The organism is Enterobacter kobei (assembly GCF_001729765.1).
Taxonomy (GTDB): Bacteria; Pseudomonadota; Gammaproteobacteria; order Enterobacterales; family Enterobacteriaceae; genus Enterobacter; species Enterobacter kobei.
This window is the reverse complement of the sequence record NZ_CP017181.1, coordinates 393,758-416,371: the sequence shown is the minus strand read 5'-3', so window position 1 is coordinate 416,371 and position 22,614 is coordinate 393,758. Positions and strand designations below refer to the sequence as shown.

Here is a 22,614-nt window from a genome sequence, read left to right as displayed (position 1 = left end):
GCTAAAACTCAAACTGATAGAGCAGATCAAGTGCCTGGTCTACGCCGGACACTGCTTCCAGATATAGCTTAGGCATCAGGCGATAGCGTAGCGTGAGTGTTGCCAGTGAGTCAAAGATCCCCACACCGTATTTTACCTGCAGACCCGGCAGTACATAGCCACTGACCACCACCTGCGAGGAGTCACCCACGCCCTGGGTGTCCAGCGCCAGATTGCTTACGCCGAACGTCTCGCCGATTTTACCCACAACCTGCCCACTTTGTGCAACCCCCAGGCCGACTAACATTGAGGTCATCGCCGCACTGTCGCTCTGACCGCTGTCCAGACCCTGTCCACGCAGCAGGTAAGAGAGGGCTTCCTGCTGCGACATCGCCGGGTCAGAGAAGATCTCCGCCTTCGGTTCGTCGGCAGAGCCGGTGACGCGTACGCCTGCAATGACGTCGTTTTCCGTCGCTTCAGGGTTACGAATCGCTTCGATGTTCAACAGAGGCTGATCCGGTGGACCGGAGAACAGCAGCTCGCCCTTACGCACAATCAGATCCTGACCATAGGCATGGAAACGCCCTTCAGGAATATTGATCTGCCCGTTCAGGCCAAGCCCTTGTTTATCCTGGGCCACTTTCAGATCGCCCGTGAGCCTCGCCTTCAGCCCAAACGCATCCAACCGCACGTTATTCCCCACGTGTACGATAAGGTTACTATTAATCGGTATGCCAGCGCTCTTCTGTTCGACAGGTTTCAGATTTTCATTGAGCATAACTTCATCACTTGAGACACCGACGGCGCTTTCCGGAACCTCGTGAACCACAATACGCGCCCACGGTACGTCGACGCGCCCGTCCAGTGTGAAGAGGCTTGGCGTCGCCTCAAAGACCACATCCGGCGAGACATCCAGGCGCACCATTGGCGGTACGGTAATGCGCACCTTGCTGCCTTTGGCCGCGATGCGGGCACGCCAGTTATCGAGCTGGCTCCAGTCCGCGTCACCGCTCAGGTTGATTTGCCCCTGCTGCGTTAACACCGAACCGCTCAGGGTCGAGCTCATGCCGTTGAAGTTCATCGCAATCTGGCTGGGCTGCATATCAAACGGCATAAAGTTGCCGTCGATGTCCACGCCGCTGAGGCGTATCTGACCGAATAGCTGCGGGCTTTGCGCGTTGCCGCCCAGACGCAGGTTGGCGTTCAGCATGCCCTCGGCTTTCTCCCCGCGGGCGAATATCGGGTTCACCATCGCCAGGTTGAAGTTACGGATATTGACGTTGCCGCCCAGATTACGCCGTCCTTGCGGATCGGTAATTTGTACCTGTCCGTCAAGCTGACCGTTGTTAGTAAGACGGATCAGCCACCCCAGCTCAGCACGGTTGTTATGCAGGTCTGCGCTCAGGTTGAGGGTATCGAATGCCACCGGGAGCGACGCATCATTCACCTCCTGCGTCACCTTCACGTTACGGCCCGAAAGCGTGACGCTACCCTGCGGCAGCCCCTCTTTGGTCGTATCCCAGGCGACATCGGCTTTCCCGCTGAAGACGCCGCTGGCCTGCGTGGTGTCCGGCATAAACGGTTTCAGCATCGCCAGATCAAAGCGGTTGAGGTTTACCTGCGCGTGCCCTGCCGCGCCCGCATCGATGGTCTGCGGCACGCACAGTTCTGCATTCGGGTTGATCCAGCAGTGCGGCCCAATAGCGATCTTTTGTTCCGCATTACGGTAGTCCAGCGAGAGAGAGCGTGACAACGCCAGCGGCCCCACCGGCGTGTTGAAACGGGTATTGTCCAGCGTCCCTTTCCAGCGCTCCGCTTTGCGGTCAAAGCTGCCGGTCAGGTGAAGCTGCCCGGAAACCGGCTCACCCTGCACGCGTAGCTGGAGGTCATGCTGTTTTTCGTTCCCTTTGGCGTCCAGGGTGACCAGGTTAATGTTCACGTCCGGCTGAGAAATGCGCTCCACGCGCAGGTTCAGGTTACCGCCGATCTGATCGGTGGATTTCACATCCCCTTCCACGCGGACGCGGGCAACGCTCAGTTCCTGCCAGCGCAGATTATTGGCGGTGATATCCGCAAGGAGCTGTGGCGCGTCGACCGTACCGCGCACTTTCACTAACCCTTTCGCCGTTCCGCCCAGGCCCGGCAGGGCGTTATCCAGGTTCGGCGCGTCGATGGTGGCGTCAAGATTGAGATCTTTTACCCCCAGCTCGCCTTTGATATCCGCCGTGTTGCGCCCCAGCGCGACGTGCAGGCCCGGGATCACCCACTGCAGGTAGCTGTTGCCTTTCACCGAGCCTTCAACATTCACCTTGTTCTGCTTCACGTTACCGGTGAGCTTGATCTCCGGCACGTCCATCTGCCACGTACCGCCGTACAGGCTACCGCGCGTTTTGATCAGCCCGTCCAGCTTCGACGGCCAGTCCGGCACCTCTTTGGCGGTGTTGATACCCGTCAGCTTCAGTTCGCCCCGCCAGCTGATCGCCTGCTGCCAGTCGAGCAGCGCGGTCAGCTCCGTTTTCCCTTCCAGCGCCGCGACGGTCAGCTTGTCGAGGTTGACCTGTTGTTCGTTGCCCTTCGCATCCAGCGTGATGTTCGCGGGCGGTACGCCCTGCCCCTTCACCGCCGTGTGGAACGAGAGCGTGTAGTCAGTCATCTTGCCGCTCAGCTTCAGCTTCAGGTCATCGGCCTGGAACTGTTTTTCGCCGGTAAACGGCCAGTAAAGCTGCTTGCTGACGACCTCAAGATTGAGCGGCAGCCCGGCTTCAGCCAGCTGAGTCTGCGCGCGCAGAACCATGTCCACCGGGCCGGAGAGATTGACCCCGACGTCCAGCTTATCGCGCAGCGCCCCACCCACTTTGACCTTCACTTTTTCGCCCTTCAGCGGGTCGATGTTGAGCGCGCTGTTCAGCGTGATATCCACCGGCCAGTTGTCTCGCAGCAGGGCGTTACCAGACGCATTCACCGACCCCTGGTTGGTGTCGATATCCAGCGCGTCGAGCTTCATGTTGCCGTCAATGCTGCTGACTTTCAGCAGCATGTTGTAGACGGTCAGGTCGGTATCGCCGGTCAGGCGTAGCTGCTCACCTTTGAACTCCTCAATATTGAGGTTCAGCGGCAGATGAACGTCAGTCATTTCCGGCAGAACAGGCTTCGAGAAGAGATCCTTCAGCGTTTCACCCAGCGGCTTTTCTTCCGGCTGCGGATTCTGGATCTTCGGCTCGACGATCTCTTCCTGCGCCACCTCGGCCACTTTCGGCAGCGCGATCAGCAAGCCCTGCAGTGAGGTTGGCGTCAGGGTCAGGTTTTTCTCCTGCCAGCGCAGGCCGGAGGTGAAATCCATGACGGAAACGGTGGTGTCGTCGATTTTAATATTGACGTTATCGAGCGCCACCCGATAGAGCGCAATCGGGTACGGCGTGGAGAGATTCAGCGGGCCGCTATCCTCTTCTTCCACCGGCGCAGACGGCGGCATTTTCTTCGAATCTATCGCCACGTTAACGTCTTTTAGCGACAGATCGTTAACGCACAGCTTGCTGTCACGCAGACAGCCCAGCTTCACCGCGAGGTGAAATTCCCCGGCATTTACCGCCACGCCCGGCTGCTCATAGCGGATATTCTTCAGACGCAGGTCGCGCCAGCCGCCGGTCACCTGACCTATCTCCAGCCCCGGCACCCAGCGGTTCGCCGCGTTAAACAGCAGATGCAGCCCGGTCGTCGTCCCCACCAGAAACGCCACCGTACCGAGCAGCAGCACGATAAAAATCAGCACCCCGAGGCTTATTTTCTTCCATAAACTCATAATTCAGGCCCCAGACCGATGTAAAACTGTAATCCATGTTCTTCTTTGTCGCCGACCGGAACGGCGAAATCAAGCTTGATGGGCCCGACCGGTGACTGCCAGCGCACGCCTACACCTGCGCCAGTTTTAAAGTCGCTGCGGCGGATATCGCTCACCGCCTCGCCGCCATCAACGAACATGGCGCCCCACCATTTTCCGCTGACGTTGTACTGGTACTCCAGCGAGCCAGTGGCCAGCTTGGAGGCCCCGATCAGCTTGCCGTCATCGTCTTTAGGCGCGATAGATTTGTATTTGTAGCCGCGGATGCTGCGGTCGCCCCCGGCGAAGAAACGCAGGTCCGGCGGGACTTTGTCGAAATCGCCGGTTTCAATCCAGCCGAGGTTCCCGCGCATGACAAAGCGGTGTTTGTCATACAGCGTGCGGATCCAGACGTTTTGCGCCTGAATCACCGAGAAATCCACGTCAGAACCCCACATCGTGTTGGAGTAATCGATGGAGTAACGCTGGGAATCCCCCCAGGTTGGCATCAGGCCGCCGCGCGAGCGGGTGCGGCTGATCATCACCCCAGGATAGAGGAGCATAGTGGTGTTGGTGACGTTGGCCTGGGTAAAGTGGTCCAGGCTCCAGCGCAGGTTAATGGCGCGCTGCCAGCCGCTGGAGAGATCCCAGTAGCGGGATACCGCAAGCGTGGTGGAATCGGACTCTGTATCGTTCAGGTCGGTGCGCTTAAAGCCCCCCTGGACAAGATAGTACTGCTCAAGCGGATTTTTCAGCAGCGGCATTTTATAGCTGAAATCAAGCTGCTGCTCCGGTGCAGAGATACTGGCGCTGGTCGTCAGGCTGTGGCCGTATGAGTTCATCCACGGCTTTTTCCAGGTGGCCTTCACGCGCGGGCCGACGTCGGTCGAATAGCCAACACCGGTCTCAATGGTGTTCTCGGTGCGCGGCGAGACAACGCCATGCAGCGGCAACACCTTGGTTTTGCGAGACTTATCAAATTCCGGCGCGACAACCACCGAGTTAAACCAGCCGGTGGCGGAGAGACGACGGTTTAGCTCCGCCAGGTCGCTCGACTGGTAGTAATCGCCTTTTTTAAACGGCACGAGGTTTTGCAGGTACTCTTCACGAATTTGCGAACCTTCAAACGTCACGTCGCCAAAGCGGTAGCGCTCCCCGCTGTCGTAGTCGATGTCCCAGAAGGCCTGGCGTCGCGCCAGCGCGATGCCCAGCTGGCTTTTGTTGAACTGGCTGTCAAAGTAGCCCTTACGCAGGGAAACGCTCGTCAGCTCTTTTTTGAAATGGTCGTAATCGCCATGGTTAAGCACGGTGCCGATTTTCGGCCGCGTGCTGAGCAGATCCAGGTAATCTCGGTCGGTACGCGCCCCGCCGCGCAGGACGACGTTCGTGCCGCCAATCCGTACCGGCTCCCCCGCCGAGACGCGGGCAATAAGCACCTGACGCCCCTTCTTTGGCGGCGGACGGAGATCGAAATCAATGGTGGGTTCGTAATAACCCAGCGCTTTCAGCCCTTCACGGATCGCGTCATCCACGCGCGCGCGAAAACGCCGGTCCGGCGTCACCTCATCACTCTGGATGGTCGACAGCTGCGCACGCACGTTTTTTTCCAGCGCCCCGGAAAGCCCCTCAACCTGCAAACGGACATTCGCCGCGCTGGCAACCCCGCTTGTCAGCAACACACTGACCAAACATAACTGGCGGATTTTTGTCACGTTTTCTCCTGAATATCCCTGTTTCCACCCTGGAAGCAAATGCAGTGCCGCTCCGCGGCAAAATACGGCCTGTTAGCCAAAAACCCACATCACGGGTTGAAAATGGGTGTAACACCCAAATATTTCTTATGATTAAATCTAGACTCATTCAGCGTATTTATTGTGTTCAATTAAACGCGTCGTGACAACCTTAACCGAAACATCGCACCCCGGGAGGCCCCATCGTGAGTTTATTCGACAAAAAGCATCTGGTTTCACAAGCTGATGCATTACCGGGACGCAATACCCCTATGCCTGTGGCGACCTTACACGCCGTGAATGGCCATTCGATGACTAACGTGCCGGATGGAATGGAGATCGCCCTGTTCGCCATGGGCTGCTTCTGGGGCGTTGAGCGCCTCTTCTGGCAGCTGCCCGGCGTATACAGCACCGCTGCTGGCTACACCGGCGGCTACACGCCTAACCCAACCTACCGCGAAGTCTGCTCCGGCGAGACCGGCCATGCGGAAGCGGTTCGCGTGGTGTACGACCCTGCGGTGATTCGCTACGAGCAGCTTCTGCAGGTTTTCTGGGAAAACCACGATCCGGCGCAGGGTATGCGTCAGGGCAACGACCACGGCACACAGTACCGCTCGGCCATTTATCCGCTCACGCCTGAGCAGGATGCTGCCGCCCGCGCCAGCCTTGAGCGTTTCCAGCAGGCCATGCGGGAAGCGGGCGATACGCGTGACGTGACAACCGAAATCACCACCGCGAAACCGTTCTACTATGCCGAGGACGATCATCAGCAGTACCTGCACAAAAACCCGTACGGCTACTGCGGTATCGGAGGCATCGGCGTCTGCCTGCCGCCTCAGCTGGCCTGATCACCGTTGCAGCGCCACGCGAGCCGCGTGGCGCGTTGCATTACAGACCGAGCCGTAATCCATCACTTTTCCCTGCAACAGCAGGTTAAAGACCGGCGCCTGCGGTCGGTTAAGCCGCGTTTGCAGCAGGTGAACGGCTTCAATCCCCAGCTCCCGACAGGGCACCGTCACGCCCGTGACCGGTTTTTCCAGACGGTGCGCCAGGTTCCATGCAAAATCGGTCGTTATCAGTGAAATATCTTCCGGAACGCGCAGCCCGTGTCGGGTTAACGCCCTGACCACCCCTTCCACCATGCTGGTGCTGTTCGGGAAAATCACCTCCGGCCACTGCGATCTATCATGGCTCATCAGCCACGCATCCAGAGCCCGCTCAGCCTCTTCAGCGGTAAACCACTCCGTCACGAGCAAATCACGCTGGGGATCGAAGCCCACGTGAAAATGGCGGTACGCCTCTTTAATGCCGTCCAGACGCGCGTAAAGCGTTTCTCGCCGCAGGCAGGTGAGCGTGAGCACACGCCGATGTCCCTGCTCAAAAAGATACTGCATGGCGGTAAACCCAATCGCCCGGTGATCGGGTGACACGGCATCCAGCTCCCGATCCCGATCAACGGAATTAATTAACACGCAGGGCTTATTTAACGTGCTCGCCAGTTTAAATATGGTGGAATCATCAGTCCCAATAATAATTATCGCGTTAATATTCTTCTGGCTGGCCTTTTCCATAAATAATTTCACGTCGGCGTGCTGTTCTTCTAATCCACAGCAGCTCACCCACACATTGTGCCGCGCGCAGGCTTCAGTAATCCCTTTTGTGACTTCCAGATAAAAAATATCGCCGCGTCCCTGAAAGGTTCTTTCTGGCGCAAAAACAGCGATACCGTTAATTAACAGTCTGCCGCTCGCCATGGACTCCAGTACGCCTAATTCTCTGGCAGTACGAACGATCGCCTCCCGGGCTTTATCGCTGGTATACGATTTGCCGCTTAATACCCGAGATACCGTACTGACGGAATAGCCCGTCAGGGCCGCAATCTCCTCCATTTTTAACCTGCCCGGCATAGTGTGACCTCGCTCTCATTCAGTTTTTGCAAATATTTGCAGAAACAGCCTTTTGATTTTAAAACCAAATTTCAGAAAGCCTGGAGATTACTTAATCACCTTGCGAGTATTCTCACAAAAACACATTGTCGCTGCGGCTCGCCTTTCCTATTTTCCGGTCATCACTTCTTTTCAACAGAAATTAAGGTGTGACATGGATAAGGTACGTTTTGGCATTATTGGAATAGGTAATATCGGCACGGTCCACGCGCGCTATTTACTGGCGGGTACGGTCAGCGACGCGTGCCTGACGGCGGTTTGCGATAATGCACCGGAAAAGCACCCGGCCATTCGCCAGCTGGTCGGCAATCTCCCCGTGTTCAGTGACGCCCAGGAGATGATCCAGAGCGGGCTTATCGACGCGGTGATTGTCGCGACGCCGCACTACGAGCATCCGCGCCTGTCGATGCTGGCGATGCGCAACGGCATTCACACCCTGTGTGAAAAACCGGCGGGGGTATACACGGCGCAGGTGCAGGAGATGAACGCCTGCGCCCGGGAGTGCGACGTGGTGTTTGGCATCATGTACAACCAGCGCCCGAACCCGCTTTATCAGAAGGTAAAAGACCTTATCGACAGCGGCGAGCTGGGCGAGATCCGCCGCTCCAACTGGATCATCACCAACTGGTATCGCTCGCAGAGCTACTACAACTCCGGCGGCTGGCGCGCCACCTGGAAAGGGGAAGGCGGCGGCGTCTTGCTCAACCAGGATCCGCATCAGCTCGATCTCTGGCAGTGGCTGGTCGGAATGCCGGTCCGTCTGCGCGCGTTTTGCCAGTTCGGCAAACATCGCGATATCGAAGTGGAAGACGAGGTCACCGCCTATGCGGAGTACGCCAATGGCGCGACGGGCGTGTTTATCACTACCGTCGCGGAAACACCGGGGACCAACCGCCTGGAAATCGTTGGCGACCGCGGCAAGGTGGTCGTCGAAGAGGGGAAACTGCGCTACTGGCGGTTACGTGAATCCGAAACCGCCTTCAATGCCCGCTGGCAAAACGGTTTTGGTGAACCCGAATGCTGGGAGGTCTCCATCCCCGTCGCCCCGGAATGCAGCGAACATCACGTTATTACCGCCAATTTCTCTGCCGCCATTTTGCGCGGCGAGCCGCTGATTGCGCCGGGTCTGGAAGGGATCCGCGGGCTTACGCTTTCCAACGCCATGCACCTCTCCACCTGGACAGACGACTGGGTCGACCTGCCGCTCAACGAGAAACAGTATCTGCGCCTGCTTCAGCAGCGTATTAGCACCTCAGTGGCTAAAGAGACCGCCAGCATCACGCTGGACGCCTCTGGCACCTGGTAACAGCGGAGAAACACGATGTTAAATGTCGCTATCGTGGGAACAGGGAATATCTCGCATAACCATATTCAGGGTTATTTGCAGTTTGGTCAGCGTTGCCGGATCGTCGCGCTGGTCGATATCTACCCGGAAAAAGCCCACGAGAAAAAAGCACGCTACGGCCTGAAGGATGCCCGCGTGTACGCAAGCCACCAGCAGATGCTGGCGTCAGAGCCCGATGTGGACATCGTCGATGTCTGTACGCCGCCCTATGTTCACGCGGAGATCAGCATTGATGCCCTGCGCGCGGGGTGCCATGTGCTGTGCGAAAAACCGATGGCCGCCTCGCTGGAAGAGTGCGACGCGATGATCGCCGCACAGCAGGCCAGCGGTAAGACGCTCTCAATCATCGCTCAGAACCGCTTTACCGATGCTTTCTGGCGCTTAAAAGCAGCGCTGGATTCCGGCCTCGCGGGGAAAATCTGCCATGCGCAGGTGGATTCGTTCTGGTGGCGCGGACACTGCTATTACGACCTGTGGTGGCGTGGCACCTGGGAAAAAGAGGGAGGTGGCTGCACGCTTAACCACGCGGTACATCATCTCGACGCCATCCAGTGGATGCTCGGCTTCCCGTCGGAGGTCGTGGCCATGATGACCAACGTGGCGCACGACAATGCCGAGGTGGAAGACCTCAGCGCCGCGATCTTCAAATACCCGAACGGCGCGCTCACGCAGCTGACCGCCTCGGTGGTGCACCATGGGGAAGATCAGAAAATCATCATTCAGGGCGATAAAGCGCGTATCTCCGCGCCGTGGCAGGCCTTTGCCAGCGTCAGCGCCGATAACGGCTTCCCACAGGAAAGCCACGATCTGCCGCGAGAAGCGCAACTCAACGCGGTTTTTCACGACACCCGCAAACTCGAATGGACGCTACACAACGGGCAGATTAACGACCTGCTTTATGCCATTGAGCACGGCACGGCACCGTTAGTGGATGGCCTGCAGGGCAAGCGTTCCCTCGAACTGATTACCGCAATTTATAAATCAGCCATTACCCGCACCGTCGTCCCGCTGCCGATTCAGCGCGATGACCCGTTTTACCGTACCGGCGGGACGAACGCCCTCGCCCCCCGTTTTTATGAGAAGTCCGCAAGCGTGGCCAACTTCAGCGAAGTCGGTGCCATCCCCCTGGGAAAAGATCTGGATTGAGGAATGTCATCATGAACAAGAAAGACGGAATGAACTACGCCCCGGTAGGTAAACCGCAGCCGGTTGTCCGGGAAGGTGAATTTGTTTTTGCCGCTGCCGTACTCGACCACGGTCATATTTACGGCATGTGCAACGGCCTGATTGAAGCCGGCGCCACGCTGAAATGGGTGTACGACCCCGACCCGGCGAAAGTGGATAAATTCATCCAGCAATATCCGCAGGCCAACGTGGCGGCGTCGCTGGACGTGATACTCAACGACGACGAGGTGCGCCTGGTGGCGGGTGCCGCCATCCCGTCCGGGCGCTGTGCACTGGGGCTGAAAGCGATGGCCGCGGGTAAGGACTATTTCACGGATAAAGCGCCGCTCACCACCCTTGAACAGCTGGCCGATGCCAAAGCAATGGTGGCGCAAACCGGGAAGAAATACGCGGTGTATTACAGCGAGCGTCTGCACGTAGAGAGCGCGGTCTTTGCCGGACAACTGGTGCAGCAGGGCGCGATTGGCCGCGTCGTGCAAACCCTGGGAACCGGTCCACATCGGGAAGGGACTGGTCGTCCGGAGTGGTTCTACGATCGTCGCGACTTCGGCGGCATTCTCTGCGATATCGGGAGCCATCAGATTGAGCAGTTCCTTTTTTATACCGGCAACAGCGACGCCTCGGTGGTGGCAAGCCAGGTTCGCAACGTTAAACACCCGCAGTATCCCGCCTTCGAAGATTTCGGCGACGCGATGCTGAAAGGGGAAAACGGTGCCAGCGGCTATTTCCGCTGCGACTGGTTTACGCCGGACGGGCTTTCAACGTGGGGCGACGGTCGTCTGACCCTGCTCGGCACCGAAGGCTATATCGAAATCCGCAAATATGTCGATTTAACCCGCGGCGAGCAGGATGTGGTTTACCTGGTGAACAAGGAGGGAGAATTCCGTTATCCCGTCGCCGGGCAGGTCGGGTTCCCGTTCTTTGGTGAACTGATCCTCGACTGCCTGCACCGGACCGAAAACGCCATGACGCAGGCGCACGCCTTCAAGGCGGCGGAGCTTTGCGTGAAGGCTCAGATGCTGGCCAACGCGACGGCATAACGGGAGGCAACGATGACGATCCTGAACACAGCGGTTATCGGTGCCGGCGCGATTCACCGCTGCCATGTGAATGCATTACGCCAGATCCCCAACGTCGCGCTGCGCGCGCTGGTGGACATCGACAGCGTTAAAGGACTGACGCTGGCGATGGCCTATCAGTGCCGTTTTTATCAGGATTACCGGGAAATGCTGCTGGATGATGCCATCGACGTGGTCCATATCTGTACGCCGCATTTCGAGCATAAACGTATGATTCTGGCGGCGCTCGCCGCCGGGAAGCATGTGTTCTGCGAAAAACCGGTGGGGATGAACAGCAGTGAATTCGGCGATATCGTCCAGGCCGTCGAGCAGGCGCCGGGCCTGCTCGGCGTTTGCTATCAGAACCGGCTCAATCCCACCAGCCTGCGCATCCGACAGGAGTTAAGCGAGGGCGGGCTGGGGAAGATGCTCGGCATGAAAGCAGTGCTGACGTGGTCGCGGTCGGGCGCCTATTACACCGAAAGTCCGTGGCGTGGACGGCTGGCAACGGAAGGCGGCAGTCTGCTGATCAACCAGGCGATCCATACCCTCGACCTGATGCAGTGGTTCGCCGGCGGGGTCACGCGCCTGAAAGGCGTGGTGGAGAGCGGTGAGCTGGCGGACGTAACCGAAGGGGAGGACAGCGCAATGGCGACGCTGCACTTTGCTAACGGCGCGCGTGGCCTGTTTTATGCCAGCAACTGCAATACCACGGATTCCCCCCTCTGGCTTGAGATCCATTGCGAACGGGGTTCGCTGCTGCTCAATGACAACGTGCTCTGGCGCATTACCCCGGGCGAACGTCGCAAGCTGGCAACCGATGATTCTCCTGACGGCTCGGTCAAAAGCTACTGGGGGCTGGGACACCAGCAGGCGATCCGCCGTTTTTATCATGCCATTCATCACCCGGAAACGGACTACACCGATATCCATGCTGCCGGGAAATCACTCACCCTTGTGGAGGCCCTTTATCGCTCATCTCAATTAAGAAAATGGATAGATATCAATAATTAGAACGTAATGTGTCGTCCAGCAGTAAATAAAAAAACGACCTGAAACACAGGTTAATCATTACCCTACACTGGATATTATTATGGTCAAACCAACTGAACGTAGAGTTGGTTACGGCGTAGCGCTTGGCTACGGCGTAACCGATCTGTTTGGCGGGGGCGCTTTTGCCATTATCGGCACCTGGCTGCTCTTTTTTTACACCACCTATTGCGGACTTTCAGTGATTGAAGCGGGTTCAATATTCGCCATTGCCCGCGTTATTGACGCACTCCTCAGCCCCATTATGGGATACGTCACCGATAATTTCGGTGATACCTGGCTCGGACGTAAATTTGGCCGCCGCCGCTTCTTTTTATTACTCAGCTCACCGCTCATGTTTTTGTATGCCGTGCTGTGGATGACGGACATGGGCTACTGGTACTATCTGGGCACCTATCTCTCGATTGAACTGCTGTCGGCGATGGTGCTGGTCCCGTGGGAAACGCTGGCAGCGGAAATGACAAACCGCTATGAAGAGCGTAGCCGCCTTTCCGGCGTGCGCATGATCTGCTCTCAGCTCGGGGGGGTTCTTGCGGTTTCCGTCCCTGGCGTCATTATGCAGTTCACGGGTAAAGATAATCCGTTAACCTATACCCTTACCGGGCTGATATTTTCCTGCGTATTTTGCATTGCGGTATTTATTACCTGGTACACCACCTGGGAAGCCAAAGATGTGCAGCAGGAGTCCGATTTTAAAGTGGATAACCAGCGCAGCAGCGGGATACTCAATCACCTGAAATATCTGGTTCTGGATCTCTTTTCTTCATTCCGCATTCGCGCGTTCCGGCTGCATATCATTATTTATATCTTTTCGTTTACGGCGATGGACGTATTCGGTTCGGTCTTTACCTATTATGTCGTGTATTGCCTGAGCCAGGATGCGGCGGCGGTATCTGGCTGGCTGAGCATTGCGGCCTTCGCCTCGGTGCCGGGCACGTACGGGTTTATGCTGTTGCTGAACCGGCTGAATGTGACTCCTTCCGCCGCGCTCCGCCTCTCCTACGGCTGTATTTTCTGCGTGCTGGTATTCCTGTTTACGGTCTACCTTACCGAAACGCAGGTGCCGACGCTGCTGTTCTCGGCGGTCTTTATCTTGCTGGGTGCCGCCCGCTCCGGCCTTTACTACATTCCGTGGAATATCTACAGCTTCATTCCGGATATCGACGAGATGGTGACGCAGCAGCGCCGCGAAGGGATTTTTGCCGGTGTGATGGTCCTGACCCGCAAAAGTACCGTGGCTATTGCCATCATGATTATTGGTCTGGTGCTGCAGGAGTCCGGTTTCGTGAAAGGCAGTGGCGCACAACCGGAAAGCGCGCTGGGGGCCATTATCGGCCTGATGATTTTCGCCACCGCGGTGCTTCTGGCGGTGAGTTTCTTCACTACCTATAAGTTTAAGCTCACCCGCGAGACGCATAAGTTGCTTCTCAAGGAGATTGCCCGGCGGAAACTTGGCGGAGATTACCGCGATTGCGACGCCAGGACTCGGGTGATCATCAAGCAGTTAACCGGATACGAGTATGACCAGGTGTGGGGAGGCGACGCCACACGACAGACGGTGGGAAGCGCCCATTTATCTCCCGTGAAATAACCGCGCAGACCGGGCAGCACTCCACTGTCCGGTCTGTTTTTATGCCAAAATGTGACCTCTGGCAGATTTACATCTCTTTACGCTATACTACCCGCTGAAATAATCAGCTCAACGCTACGGGCTGACGTTCTACGTGTTTTCACACAAATGGTATCAATTCCCCTTCTGAGGATCTGGCGAGAAGCCGGATAAACTATGTTAAACAGTATTTTAGTAATACTTTTTCTGATTGCCGTCAGTGCATTTTTCTCGATATCGGAGATTTCGCTGGCCGCCTCCCGTAAAATCAAACTGAAGCTGCTTGCTGATGAAGGCAACATCAACGCCTCCCGCATTCTCAAAATGCAGGAGAACCCCGGCACCTTCTTCACCGTGGTGCAGATTGGCCTGAACGCGGTCGCCATTCTCGGCGGTATCGTGGGCGATGCAGCGTTTTCGCCGGCGTTTTACAGCCTGTTTGTGCAGTACATGTCCGCCGAACTGGCCGAGCAGTTGAGCTTTATTCTCTCCTTCACGCTGGTTACCGGCATGTTCATCCTCTTCGCTGACCTGACCCCGAAACGCATCGGTATGATTGCGCCAGAAGCTGTGGCTTTGCGTATCATCAACCCGATGCGCTTCTGCCTGTTCGTGTTCCGTCCGCTGGTATGGTTCTTCAACGGCCTGGCAAACGTGATTTTCCGCATCTTCAAGCTGCCCATGGTGCGTAAAGACGACATCACCTCTGACGACATCTATGCGGTGGTGGAAGCTGGCGCGCTGGCCGGGGTGCTGCGTAAGCAGGAACACGAACTCATTGAGAACGTATTCGAACTGGAATCCCGTACCGTGCCCTCTTCCATGACGGGCCGTGAAAGCATTATCTGGTTCGATTTGCATGAGGATGAGCAGAGCCTGAAGAACAAAGTGGCACAGCATCCGCACTCTAAGTTCCTGGTCTGTAATGAAGATATCGACCACATCATCGGTTACGTCGACTCCAAAGACCTGCTCAACCGCGTGCTGGCAAACCAGAGCCTGGCGCTCAACAGCGGCGTGCAGATCCGCAACACCCTGATCGTGCCAGACACCCTGACGCTCTCGGAAGCGCTGGAAAGTTTCAAAACCGCCGGGGAAGACTTCGCCGTCATCATGAACGAATACGCGCTGGTGGTGGGGATCATTACGCTGAACGACGTGATGACCACGCTGATGGGCGACCTGGTGGGCCAGGGGCTGGAGGAGCAGATTGTTCAGCGTGACGATAACTCGTGGCTGATTGATGGCGGTACACCGATTGAAGACGTCATGCGCGTGCTGGACATCGACGAGTTCCCGCAGTCCGGTAATTACGAAACCATCGGCGGCTTTATGATGTTTATGCTGCGCAAAATCCCGAAACGTACCGATTCGGTGAAGTTCTCCGGCTACAAGTTTGAGGTGGTGGACATTGATAACTACCGCATCGACCAGCTGCTGGTGACGCGCATCGACAACAAACCGACCGTGCTGGTGCCGCGGATGCCTGACGCAGAAGAGAAAGTGTCGGCGTAAGACCCATATACATCAACGGCTCCCATTGGGAGCCGTCTTTTTAACTACTGCATAGCACGTTGGTTAAGCCATCTCAGTTTGCAGACGCATAACCTGACGGTTGACTTCGGACATCACAGACAGGTGCTGTTTGTCCTTCACTTTTGGGATAAGGATCTTGCCCTTATCAAATTCAAAAGCGCCAACATCCTTGATGTACAACCGTCCACGGAACAGGATCTTCACGTACTTCGCCACTTGAAGCGGGTTGTAGCGTTGGAAAATTTTCATTCTTGTATCTCCTGCGAATCATACGCTCTTGCGGTGCCACAATCGGCCCGACTGTCCTGAGCGCAAATTTTGATGCCCAATGACTATAGACCAGAACTACGGTGTTACCCAGTGTGCATAAGTTTATTTACCGTTTGATTACAATTATTCAGAATAATCTTTGCAAAGCGTGACTGAGAGCAGTATAAGCCGTCGTTTTTTCATGGATATGTGCGTTCACCCGCAAACTGGCATTGGGATTGCGGGAAAACCACATTGATCGCACTTATGATTAAAAGCGTAAGACCAAGTGGTCGGATCACCTGCAAACAATAAGGAAACGCCATGACCCTACGTAACATCCTTGCAGCAGCTTGTCTGCTGCTGCCCCTGTGGGCTTGCGCTCACAACATTGAAAAAGGACAACGTGTCCCGCCAGTCGGCATTGCTGACCGGGGAGAATTGATTCTCGACAATGATAAGTTTAGCTATAAAGCCTGGAATAGCGCGCAGCTCGCAGGCAAAGTGAGAGTTGTACAACATATTGCCGGTCGTACATCTGCAAAAGAGAAAAATGCCAACCTGGTGGAAGCGATCAAGGCCGCAAAATTCCCGCACGATCGCTACCAGACCACCACGATTGTGAACACCGATGACGCGATTCCCGGCTCCGGGATGTTTGTGCGTTCAAGCCTTGAGAGTAATAAGAAGCTCTATCCGTGGTCGCAGTTTATCGTCGACAGCAACGGAGTCACCCGTAAGGCCTGGCAGCTGGAGGAAGAGAGTTCCGCGATTATCGTGCTGGATAAGGAAGGTCGCGTCCAGTGGGTGAAAGACGGCGCGTTGACCCAGGAAGAGGTGCAGCAGGTCGTCGCCCTGCTGCACAAGCTGTTGGCTCAATAAATCGAGACGCGGAAGCCGGGGTTGAGGAAGGATTCACGCGGGGTATAGTCCAGCGGCTTGCCCTGCCAGTCATGAACATGCGCCCCGGCGGCCGCAGCAACCGCGTGCCCTGCCGCCGTATCCCAGACGTTAGTCGGCCCAAAGCGCGGATAAAGCTGCGCCTGTCCTTCCGCCACCAGGCAGAATTTCAGCGATGAACCAATCGACGTCGTCTGGTGTTCCCCCAGCTGCTGCAGGTACTCCTGCAGTTCACTGTCGCTGTGCGAGCGGCTAATCACCACCAGCGGTGGGCGCGCATCGCGCACCTGGATCTGCTTACGAACGCCGCACTCCTCCTTCCAGGCTTTACCTTCCGCCGCGCTGTACATCACCTTCATCACCGGGGCGTAAACCACGCCGAGCACCGCCTTTCCCTTTTCAATCAGGGCGATATTAACGGTGAACTCCCCGTTGCGCTTGATGAACTCTTTGGTACCGTCCAGCGGATCGACCAGCCAGTAGCGCTGCCAGTGCTGGCGTTCATCCCAGCTCTGCGGCGCTTCTTCAGACAGAACGGGGATGTCCGGCGTCAGCGCCTGTAAACCGTTCATAATGACCTTATGCGCAGCGATATCCGCCGCCGTGACCGGGGAGTCGTCCGCTTTACTGACGACCTCCATCGGTTTTGCACCGTCATACACTTGCATGATGGCATCCCCCGCATCCCGTGCGAGTTGACAAATTTTATCTAGCATTCTCCACCTCTTTGTTAACGCAGTGAGGTTAACTCATTGTTTTAGTTATATCGTAATGTGAACAATTCCGCTATCTGTGAAGCAATTCCGGTTTCAGTACGCTTTTTTCTGTCAGGATTCACATTTCTGTAAGCAACACGCTATAGATACATACTCTTTTGTGGCATGGATCGAAAAAAGGACTCCTCTGATGATTAAGTTTAGTGCAACGCTTCTGGCGACGCTGATTGCAGCGAGCGTGCAGGCGGCGACGGTAGATCTGCGTATTCTGGAAACGACCGATCTGCACAGCAACATAATGGACTTCGATTACTACAAAGATACCCCTACCGAAAAATTCGGTCTGGTCCGCACGGCAAGTTTGATCGATGCCGCGCGGGGTGAAGTGAAAAATAGCGTGCTGGTGGACAACGGCGATCTTATTCAGGGTAGTCCACTCGGGGATTACATGGCCGCGAAGGGTCTAAAGAAAGGCGAGATCCATCCCGTTTATAAGGCGATGAATACGCTGGATTATGCCGTCGGCAACCTGGGCAACCACGAATTTAACTACGGCCTGAAGTACCTGCACGATGCGCTGGCTGGCGCAAAATTCCCCTACGTTAACGCCAACATCATCGACGTTAAGACGCAGAAGCCGCTCTTTACCCCCTATCTGATTAAAGAGACCGAGGTTGTCGATCAGGACGGTAAAAAACAGACGCTTAAAATCGGCTATATCGGCTTCGTGCCGCCGCAAATCATGACCTGGGATAAAGCCAACCTCGACGGTAAAGTGACCGTTAACGATATTACCGAAACTGCGCGCAAATACGTGCCGGAAATGCGCGAAAAAGGGGCCGATCTGGTGGTGGTGGTTGCGCACTCGGGACTCTCCGCCGACCCGTATCAGGCCATGGCGGAAAACTCCGTTTATTATCTGAGTGAAGTCCCGGGCGTCGATGCGATCCTGTTCGGCCACGCCCACGCGGTCTTCCCGGGTAAGGACTTTGCCAGCATTAAGGGCGCAGACATCGAGAAAGGGACGCTCAATGGCGTGCCGTCGGTGATGCCGGGCATGTGGGGCGACCACCTTGGGGTGGTGGATCTGGTACTCAATAACGACGGCGGCAGCTGGAAGGTCACTCAGTCAAAAGCAGAGGCGCGTCCGATTTACGACGCTGCGGCTAAAAAATCACTGGCCGCTGAAGATAAAAAACTGGTCGACGTGCTGAAGCACGATCACGACGCCACCCGCGAATTCGTCAGCAAGCCGATCGGCCAATCCGCCGATAATATGTATAGCTTCCTGGCGCTGGTGCAGGATGACCCAACCGTTCAGGTCGTCAACATGGCGCAGAAGGCCTATGCCGAACACTTTGTTCAGGGCGATCCGGATCTGGCAAAACTGCCGGTGCTGTCTGCCGCTGCGCCATTCAAAGTTGGCGGGCGTAAGAACGACCCGGCAAGCTATGTCGAAGTTGAGAAAGGCCAGCTGACGTTCCGTAACGCCGCCGATCTCTATCTCTATCCGAACACGCTGGTGGTGGTGAAAGCGACGGGTAAAGAAGTGAAGGAATGGCTGGAGTGCTCTGCCGGACAGTTTAACCAGATCGATCCGAAGAGCAGTAAACCGCAGTCGCTGATTAACTGGGATGGCTTCCGAACCTATAACTTTGACGTGATCGATGGCGTGAATTATCAGATTGACGTTACCCAACCCGCAAAATATGACGGCGAGTGCCAGGCCATTAACCCGCAGGCCGAGCGCATCAAAAACCTGACCTTCAACGGTAAGACGATCGATCCGAATGCCACCTTCCTGGTGGTAACCAATAACTACCGCGCCTATGGCGGTAAGTTTGCCGGTACGGGAGATAACCACATCGCCTTTGCTTCACCGGACGAAAACCGCTCGGTACTGGCAGCGTGGATCAGTGCTGAGTCGAAGAAGGCGGGCGAAATTCACCCGGCCGTGGATAACAACTGGCGCCTGGCACCGATCCACAGCGATACGAAACTGGATATCCGCTTTGAAACGTCACCGTCCGATAAGGCCGCCGCGTTCATTAAGGATAAGGCGCAGTATCCGATGAAGAAGGTGGCGACCGATGATATTGGCTTCGCGATTTATCAGGTAGACCTAAGCAAGTCGCGGTGATTGTGTCGGGTGGCGCTTCGCTTACCCGACCTACGAGATCGGGTAGGCCGGGTAAGGCGAAGCCGCCACCCGGCATGTCACGCCGCCCGATCGTCCCGGTTTGCCATCACCTTCGGCGTATTCACCTCAATCCAGTCCGCCAGCGCAGCCACTTTCTCACTGACCTCAATCCCCATCGGCGTCAGGCTATACTCTACGTGCGGCGGCACAACCGGATATGACACGCGATCGACAAACCCGTCCTGCTCCAGCGCCTGAAGCGACTGGGACAGCATCTTTTCGCTTACCCCGCCCATTTTGCGGCGCAGATCGCTGAAGCGATGCGTTCCCTGACGCAGGGCCAGCAGAATCAGCACGCCCCAGCGGCTGGTAACGTGTTTGAGCACCTCCCGGGAAGGACACTGTTCCGCAAAGAGGTTGCCATCGCGCATTTGTTCGCTGAGTGTCGGTATCGTTGTTTTCATACTTACCTTTTTGTACGTACTTACTAAAAGTTAGCTATGGTGCTAGTGTGCCATAACACCAGACAAACACGAAGGAGATTCATCATGATTGCGATTACCGGCGCTACCGGCCAGCTTGGCCAATACGTTATTGAAGAACTGCTGAAAACGGTTCCTGCAAACAAGATTGTCGCCATTGTCCGTAACCCGGCGAAAGCCGACGCCTTAAGCCAGCAGGGAATTGTGGTTCGTCAGGCGGATTACACGAGCGAAGCCGCCTTCACCGCCGCGCTGAGCGGCGTGGATAAGCTGCTGCTGATCTCCTCCAGCGAAGTCGGCCAGCGTGCAACCCAACATCAGAACGTCATCAACGCCGCCAAAGCCGCTGGCGTGAAATTCATCGCCTACACCAGCCTGCTGCATGCGGATCGCTCCCCGCTGGGCCTGCACGTTGAACACGTCGAGACGGAGAAAGCGCTGGCGGCGTCCGGCATTCCTTATACCCTGCTGCGCAATGGCTGGTATACCGAAAACTATCTGGCAAGCGCGCCACCGGCGATTGAGCATGGCGTGTTTATAGGTGCGGCAGGCGAAGGCAAAATTGCCTCTGCAACCCGTGCAGACTACGCCGCCGCCGCCGCCAAAGTGATCGCTGAAGAGGGTCATGCTGGCAAGGTATATGAACTGGCTGGCGACCACGGCTGGACGCTGAGCGAGCTGGCGGCTGAACTCAGCAAACAGAGCGGGAAGCCGGTGACCTATCAGAATCTCAGCGAAGCCGATTTTGCCGCCGCGCTGAAGGGGGTGGGTCTGCCTGCGGGGCTGGCGGATATGCTCGCGGACTCCGACGTGGGTGCATCCAAAGGCGGCCTGTTTGACGACAGCCATACCCTGAGCACACTGATCGGCCGCCCGACCACACCGCTGGCGGAGAGCATTAAAGCCATTCTGTAATTGTTACAGATTGGTTATTTTTTGTGGCATCCCCTCGGGTCATCTCTGATAATGAAGCGATGACCACGAGGAGGCTCAACGTGCAAGGCGTACCGGAACAGTTCATTGATGAGAGAGACAGCGCGCGCTTTCGCCATCTGGCGCAGGTGCCGGGCATCGAACTCTATCACGCGCATATATCCCGCTACGCCTTTGAGCCTCACACCCATGAAGCCTTCGGGATCGGCACGATTGAAACCGGTGCCGAACGCTTTCGCTATCGCGGTACCCAGCATCTCGCGCCGGAGAAATCCGTCGTTACCATGAACCCGGACGAGATCCACACCGGGGAATCCGCCACCGAAGGCGGCTGGCGCTACCGGATGGTTTACATCGAACCTGACCTGCTGGAAGAGGTAACCGGCCTCCGGCACTGGTGGTTCAGCGAGGTGACCCGTTTTGACCCCCAGCGCTCGCAGCAAATCGGCAGGCTCATCTACGGCCTGTGGCATACGGACGATCCGCTGGCGCAAAAAGGATTATTGCTGGATCTGATTGAGACCTTTCAGCCCCTGGCCCATCACGCACCGGTGGTTCAGGAAGGTGCGCACCGCTTCGAACGTGTGCGCGAGTATCTGCATGACAACTATATGCACTCCCTGACGCTGGATGAGCTGGCCAACGTCGTTTCGCTCAGTCCGTATCATTTTCAGCGCCAGTTCAAAGCCCATTTCCACGTTACGCCGCACCAGATGCTGATGGCTATCCGCCTGTGGCGCGCCAAAGCGTTCCTCACCCACGGCATGCCCGCAGCTGAGGTCGCTGCGGCGACCGGGCTGACCGACCAGTCACATTTGACCCGGGCATTTACCCGCCGCTACGGCATTACGCCCGTGCGCTACCAGAAGCAGGTCACCCGGCGCTAATGCGCAATCTCATACAATACGCGCGCATTTGCCCCTCCTACACTGAGCGCAACGTGAAGCAATAGGGATGGAAAAATGATTAGTGGCGTGTTGTATGCCCTGCTGGCCGGGATGATGTGGGGGCTGATTTTTGTTGGCCCGCTGATCGTGCCCGAATACCCGGCAATACTGCAGTCGACCGGACGTTATCTGGCGCTCGGGCTGATTGCTCTGCCCCTGGCGTGGCTGGGACGCGCGCGCCTGCGTCAGCTTAGCCGTCAGGACTGGCGCACCGCGCTGGCGCTGACCATGATGGGCAACCTCATCTATTACGTTTGCCTGGCGAGTGCCATTCAACGCACCGGGGCCCCGGTCTCGACCATGATTATCGGCACGCTGCCGGTTGTCATCCCCATCTTTGCTAACCTGCTCTATAGCCACCGCGATGGCAAACTGGCGTGGCCAAAAATGGTGCCTGCGCTGTTGTGTACCGCCGTAGGGCTGATATGCGTCAATATTGCCGAGCTGCGTCATGGGCTGAAGGACTTTGATCTGTGGCGTTACGGCTCCGGCATTCTGCTGGCGTTCGTTTCCGTGGCGTGTTGGGCATGGTATGCCCTGCGCAATGCACGCTGGCTGCGTGAGAACCCGGACAAGCATCCGATGATGTGGGCGACGGCTCAGGCCCTGGTTACGTTGCCCGTTTCACTGCTGGGATATGTTGGGGCGTGCCTCTGGTTAGGCCATCAACAGCCCGATTTCGCCCAGCCCTTCGGACCCAGACCGTGGGTATTTGTTGCCCTGATGGTGGCGATTGCGGTGCTGTGTTCCTGGGTGGGCGCGCTGTGCTGGAACATTGCCAGCCAGAAACTGCCAACGGTGATCCTGGGGCCGCTGATTGTTTTCGAAACCCTGGCCGGGCTGCTTTATACCTTCCTGATGCGCCAGAGCGTACCGCCTGTATTAACGGCCTGTGGGATTGTGTTGCTGGTCGTTGGGGTGGTGATGGCGGTGAGAGCGAAGCCGGAAAAACCGAGGGTTGTGTCAGCATCAGAAGTGTGATTTTTGCCGGG

Annotated in this window: 18 protein-coding genes; 12 read left to right on the top strand and 6 right to left on the bottom strand. The window is 56.7% G+C overall.

Annotated elements, in window-relative coordinates; translation table 11 throughout:
* Window position 1: 1 nt before the first annotated feature.
* Both tamB and tamA read right to left on the bottom strand, forming a co-directional pair.
* The gene (tamB, locus tag BFV64_RS02000) at window positions 2-3,778 is read right to left on the bottom strand and encodes an autotransporter assembly complex protein TamB (protein ID WP_069601637.1); all 3,777 of its coding nucleotides are present in this window, start codon (window positions 3,776-3,778) and stop codon (window positions 2-4) included.
* Window positions 3,775-5,508 (bottom strand): autotransporter assembly complex protein TamA, encoded by a 1,734-nt coding sequence (gene tamA, locus BFV64_RS01995; protein WP_045268860.1) that lies wholly within the window; start codon window positions 5,506-5,508, stop codon window positions 3,775-3,777. Before tamA ends, tamB begins: the two co-directional genes overlap by 4 nt.
* A gap of 224 nt (window positions 5,509-5,732) precedes the next feature.
* Between tamA and msrA the strand changes: the two genes are divergently transcribed.
* Window positions 5,733-6,374, top strand: coding sequence for a peptide-methionine (S)-S-oxide reductase MsrA (gene msrA / locus BFV64_RS01990; RefSeq protein ID WP_023336688.1), 642 nt, complete (start codon window positions 5,733-5,735; stop codon window positions 6,372-6,374).
* Here the strand turns inward: msrA and BFV64_RS01985 are convergent, their stop codons facing one another.
* The gene (locus BFV64_RS01985; protein ID WP_059372258.1) at window positions 6,375-7,433 is read right to left on the bottom strand and encodes a LacI family DNA-binding transcriptional regulator; all 1,059 of its coding nucleotides are present in this window, start codon (window positions 7,431-7,433) and stop codon (window positions 6,375-6,377) included. It abuts the gene before it with no gap.
* 193 nt (window positions 7,434-7,626) lie between these two features.
* Between BFV64_RS01985 and BFV64_RS01980 the strand changes: the two genes are divergently transcribed.
* From BFV64_RS01980 to paeA, 6 genes are all read left to right on the top strand, one after another.
* The gene (locus tag BFV64_RS01980; RefSeq protein WP_047624567.1) at window positions 7,627-8,778 is read left to right on the top strand and encodes a Gfo/Idh/MocA family protein; all 1,152 of its coding nucleotides are present in this window, start codon (window positions 7,627-7,629) and stop codon (window positions 8,776-8,778) included.
* Between the two features lie 15 nt (window positions 8,779-8,793).
* The gene (locus BFV64_RS01975; RefSeq protein WP_069601636.1) at window positions 8,794-9,963 is read left to right on the top strand and encodes a Gfo/Idh/MocA family protein; all 1,170 of its coding nucleotides are present in this window, start codon (window positions 8,794-8,796) and stop codon (window positions 9,961-9,963) included.
* Window positions 9,964-9,974: 11 nt separating this feature from the next.
* The gene (locus tag BFV64_RS01970) at window positions 9,975-11,042 is read left to right on the top strand and encodes a Gfo/Idh/MocA family protein (RefSeq protein ID WP_069601635.1); all 1,068 of its coding nucleotides are present in this window, start codon (window positions 9,975-9,977) and stop codon (window positions 11,040-11,042) included.
* A 12-nt stretch (window positions 11,043-11,054) separates the two neighbouring features.
* On the top strand, window positions 11,055-12,074 hold the full coding sequence (locus BFV64_RS01965) for a Gfo/Idh/MocA family protein (protein ID WP_069601634.1): 1,020 nt from the start codon (window positions 11,055-11,057) through the stop codon (window positions 12,072-12,074).
* Between the two features lie 79 nt (window positions 12,075-12,153).
* Window positions 12,154-13,701 carry an MFS transporter gene (locus tag BFV64_RS01960; RefSeq protein ID WP_069601633.1) on the top strand — a complete coding sequence of 516 codons (1,548 nt, stop codon included), beginning with the start codon at window positions 12,154-12,156 and terminating at the stop codon, window positions 13,699-13,701.
* 195 nt (window positions 13,702-13,896) lie between these two features.
* Window positions 13,897-15,234, top strand: coding sequence for a polyamine export protein PaeA (gene paeA / locus BFV64_RS01955; RefSeq protein ID WP_069601632.1), 1,338 nt, complete (start codon window positions 13,897-13,899; stop codon window positions 15,232-15,234).
* Window positions 15,235-15,297: 63 nt separating this feature from the next.
* Here paeA and BFV64_RS01950 read toward each other — a convergent pair whose 3' ends face one another.
* Window positions 15,298-15,504 (bottom strand): DUF1107 domain-containing protein, encoded by a 207-nt coding sequence (locus BFV64_RS01950; protein ID WP_003856054.1) that lies wholly within the window; start codon window positions 15,502-15,504, stop codon window positions 15,298-15,300.
* 324 nt (window positions 15,505-15,828) lie between these two features.
* Between BFV64_RS01950 and BFV64_RS01945 the strand changes: the two genes are divergently transcribed.
* Window positions 15,829-16,386 (top strand): YtfJ family protein, encoded by a 558-nt coding sequence (locus BFV64_RS01945; protein ID WP_014882256.1) that lies wholly within the window; start codon window positions 15,829-15,831, stop codon window positions 16,384-16,386.
* On the opposite strand, the gene cysQ is transcribed toward BFV64_RS01945, so the two are convergent.
* Window positions 16,380-17,120 (bottom strand): 3'(2'),5'-bisphosphate nucleotidase CysQ, encoded by a 741-nt coding sequence (gene cysQ, locus BFV64_RS01940; protein WP_014882255.1) that lies wholly within the window; start codon window positions 17,118-17,120, stop codon window positions 16,380-16,382. The genes BFV64_RS01945 and cysQ overlap by 7 nt on opposite strands.
* Window positions 17,121-17,310: 190 nt before the next feature.
* Between cysQ and BFV64_RS01935 the strand changes: the two genes are divergently transcribed.
* A complete protein-coding gene (locus BFV64_RS01935; RefSeq protein ID WP_069601631.1) occupies window positions 17,311-19,260 on the top strand; it encodes a bifunctional 2',3'-cyclic-nucleotide 2'-phosphodiesterase/3'-nucleotidase in 1,950 nt (649 codons plus the stop codon).
* Window positions 19,261-19,337: 77 nt separating this feature from the next.
* Here the strand turns inward: BFV64_RS01935 and BFV64_RS01930 are convergent, their stop codons facing one another.
* Window positions 19,338-19,724, bottom strand: a complete 387-nt coding sequence (locus BFV64_RS01930) for a winged helix-turn-helix transcriptional regulator (protein WP_023331869.1) — start codon at window positions 19,722-19,724, stop codon at window positions 19,338-19,340.
* An 84-nt stretch (window positions 19,725-19,808) separates the two neighbouring features.
* On the opposite strand from BFV64_RS01930, the gene BFV64_RS01925 reads away from it, so the two are divergent.
* The 3 genes from BFV64_RS01925 (at window position 19,809) to BFV64_RS01915 (ending at window position 22,603) form a co-directional block, all read left to right on the top strand.
* The gene (locus tag BFV64_RS01925) at window positions 19,809-20,657 is read left to right on the top strand and encodes an SDR family oxidoreductase (RefSeq protein ID WP_069601630.1); all 849 of its coding nucleotides are present in this window, start codon (window positions 19,809-19,811) and stop codon (window positions 20,655-20,657) included.
* Between the two features lie 80 nt (window positions 20,658-20,737).
* On the top strand, window positions 20,738-21,562 hold the full coding sequence (locus BFV64_RS01920; protein WP_023331867.1) for an AraC family transcriptional regulator: 825 nt from the start codon (window positions 20,738-20,740) through the stop codon (window positions 21,560-21,562).
* Between the two features lie 75 nt (window positions 21,563-21,637).
* Window positions 21,638-22,603, top strand: a complete 966-nt coding sequence (locus tag BFV64_RS01915) for a DMT family transporter (RefSeq protein WP_045281968.1) — start codon at window positions 21,638-21,640, stop codon at window positions 22,601-22,603.
* Window positions 22,604-22,614: the final 11 nt, after the last annotated feature.

Bases quoted from the DNA above. Each gene is read 5' to 3' on its own strand.
- tamB (WP_069601637.1), bottom strand. From the start codon at position 3,778: ATGAGTTTATGGAAGAAAATAAGCCTCGGGGTGCTGATTTTTATCGTG.
- BFV64_RS01985 (WP_059372258.1), bottom strand. From the start codon at position 7,433: ATGCCGGGCAGGTTAAAAATGGAGGAGATTGCGGCCCTGACGGGCTAT.
- BFV64_RS01980 (WP_047624567.1), top strand. From the start codon at position 7,627: ATGGATAAGGTACGTTTTGGCATTATTGGAATAGGTAATATCGGCACG.
- BFV64_RS01975 (WP_069601636.1), top strand. From the start codon at position 8,794: ATGTTAAATGTCGCTATCGTGGGAACAGGGAATATCTCGCATAACCAT.
- BFV64_RS01970 (WP_069601635.1), top strand. From the start codon at position 9,975: ATGAACAAGAAAGACGGAATGAACTACGCCCCGGTAGGTAAACCGCAG.
- BFV64_RS01965 (WP_069601634.1), top strand. From the start codon at position 11,055: ATGACGATCCTGAACACAGCGGTTATCGGTGCCGGCGCGATTCACCGC.
- BFV64_RS01960 (WP_069601633.1), top strand. From the start codon at position 12,154: ATGGTCAAACCAACTGAACGTAGAGTTGGTTACGGCGTAGCGCTTGGC.
- paeA (WP_069601632.1), top strand. From the start codon at position 13,897: ATGTTAAACAGTATTTTAGTAATACTTTTTCTGATTGCCGTCAGTGCA.
- BFV64_RS01950 (WP_003856054.1), bottom strand. From the start codon at position 15,504: ATGAAAATTTTCCAACGCTACAACCCGCTTCAAGTGGCGAAGTACGTG.
- BFV64_RS01945 (WP_014882256.1), top strand. From the start codon at position 15,829: ATGACCCTACGTAACATCCTTGCAGCAGCTTGTCTGCTGCTGCCCCTG.
- cysQ (WP_014882255.1), bottom strand. From the start codon at position 17,120: ATGCTAGATAAAATTTGTCAACTCGCACGGGATGCGGGGGATGCCATC.
- BFV64_RS01935 (WP_069601631.1), top strand. From the start codon at position 17,311: ATGATTAAGTTTAGTGCAACGCTTCTGGCGACGCTGATTGCAGCGAGC.
- BFV64_RS01930 (WP_023331869.1), bottom strand. From the start codon at position 19,724: ATGAAAACAACGATACCGACACTCAGCGAACAAATGCGCGATGGCAAC.
- BFV64_RS01925 (WP_069601630.1), top strand. From the start codon at position 19,809: ATGATTGCGATTACCGGCGCTACCGGCCAGCTTGGCCAATACGTTATT.
- BFV64_RS01915 (WP_045281968.1), top strand. From the start codon at position 21,638: ATGATTAGTGGCGTGTTGTATGCCCTGCTGGCCGGGATGATGTGGGGG.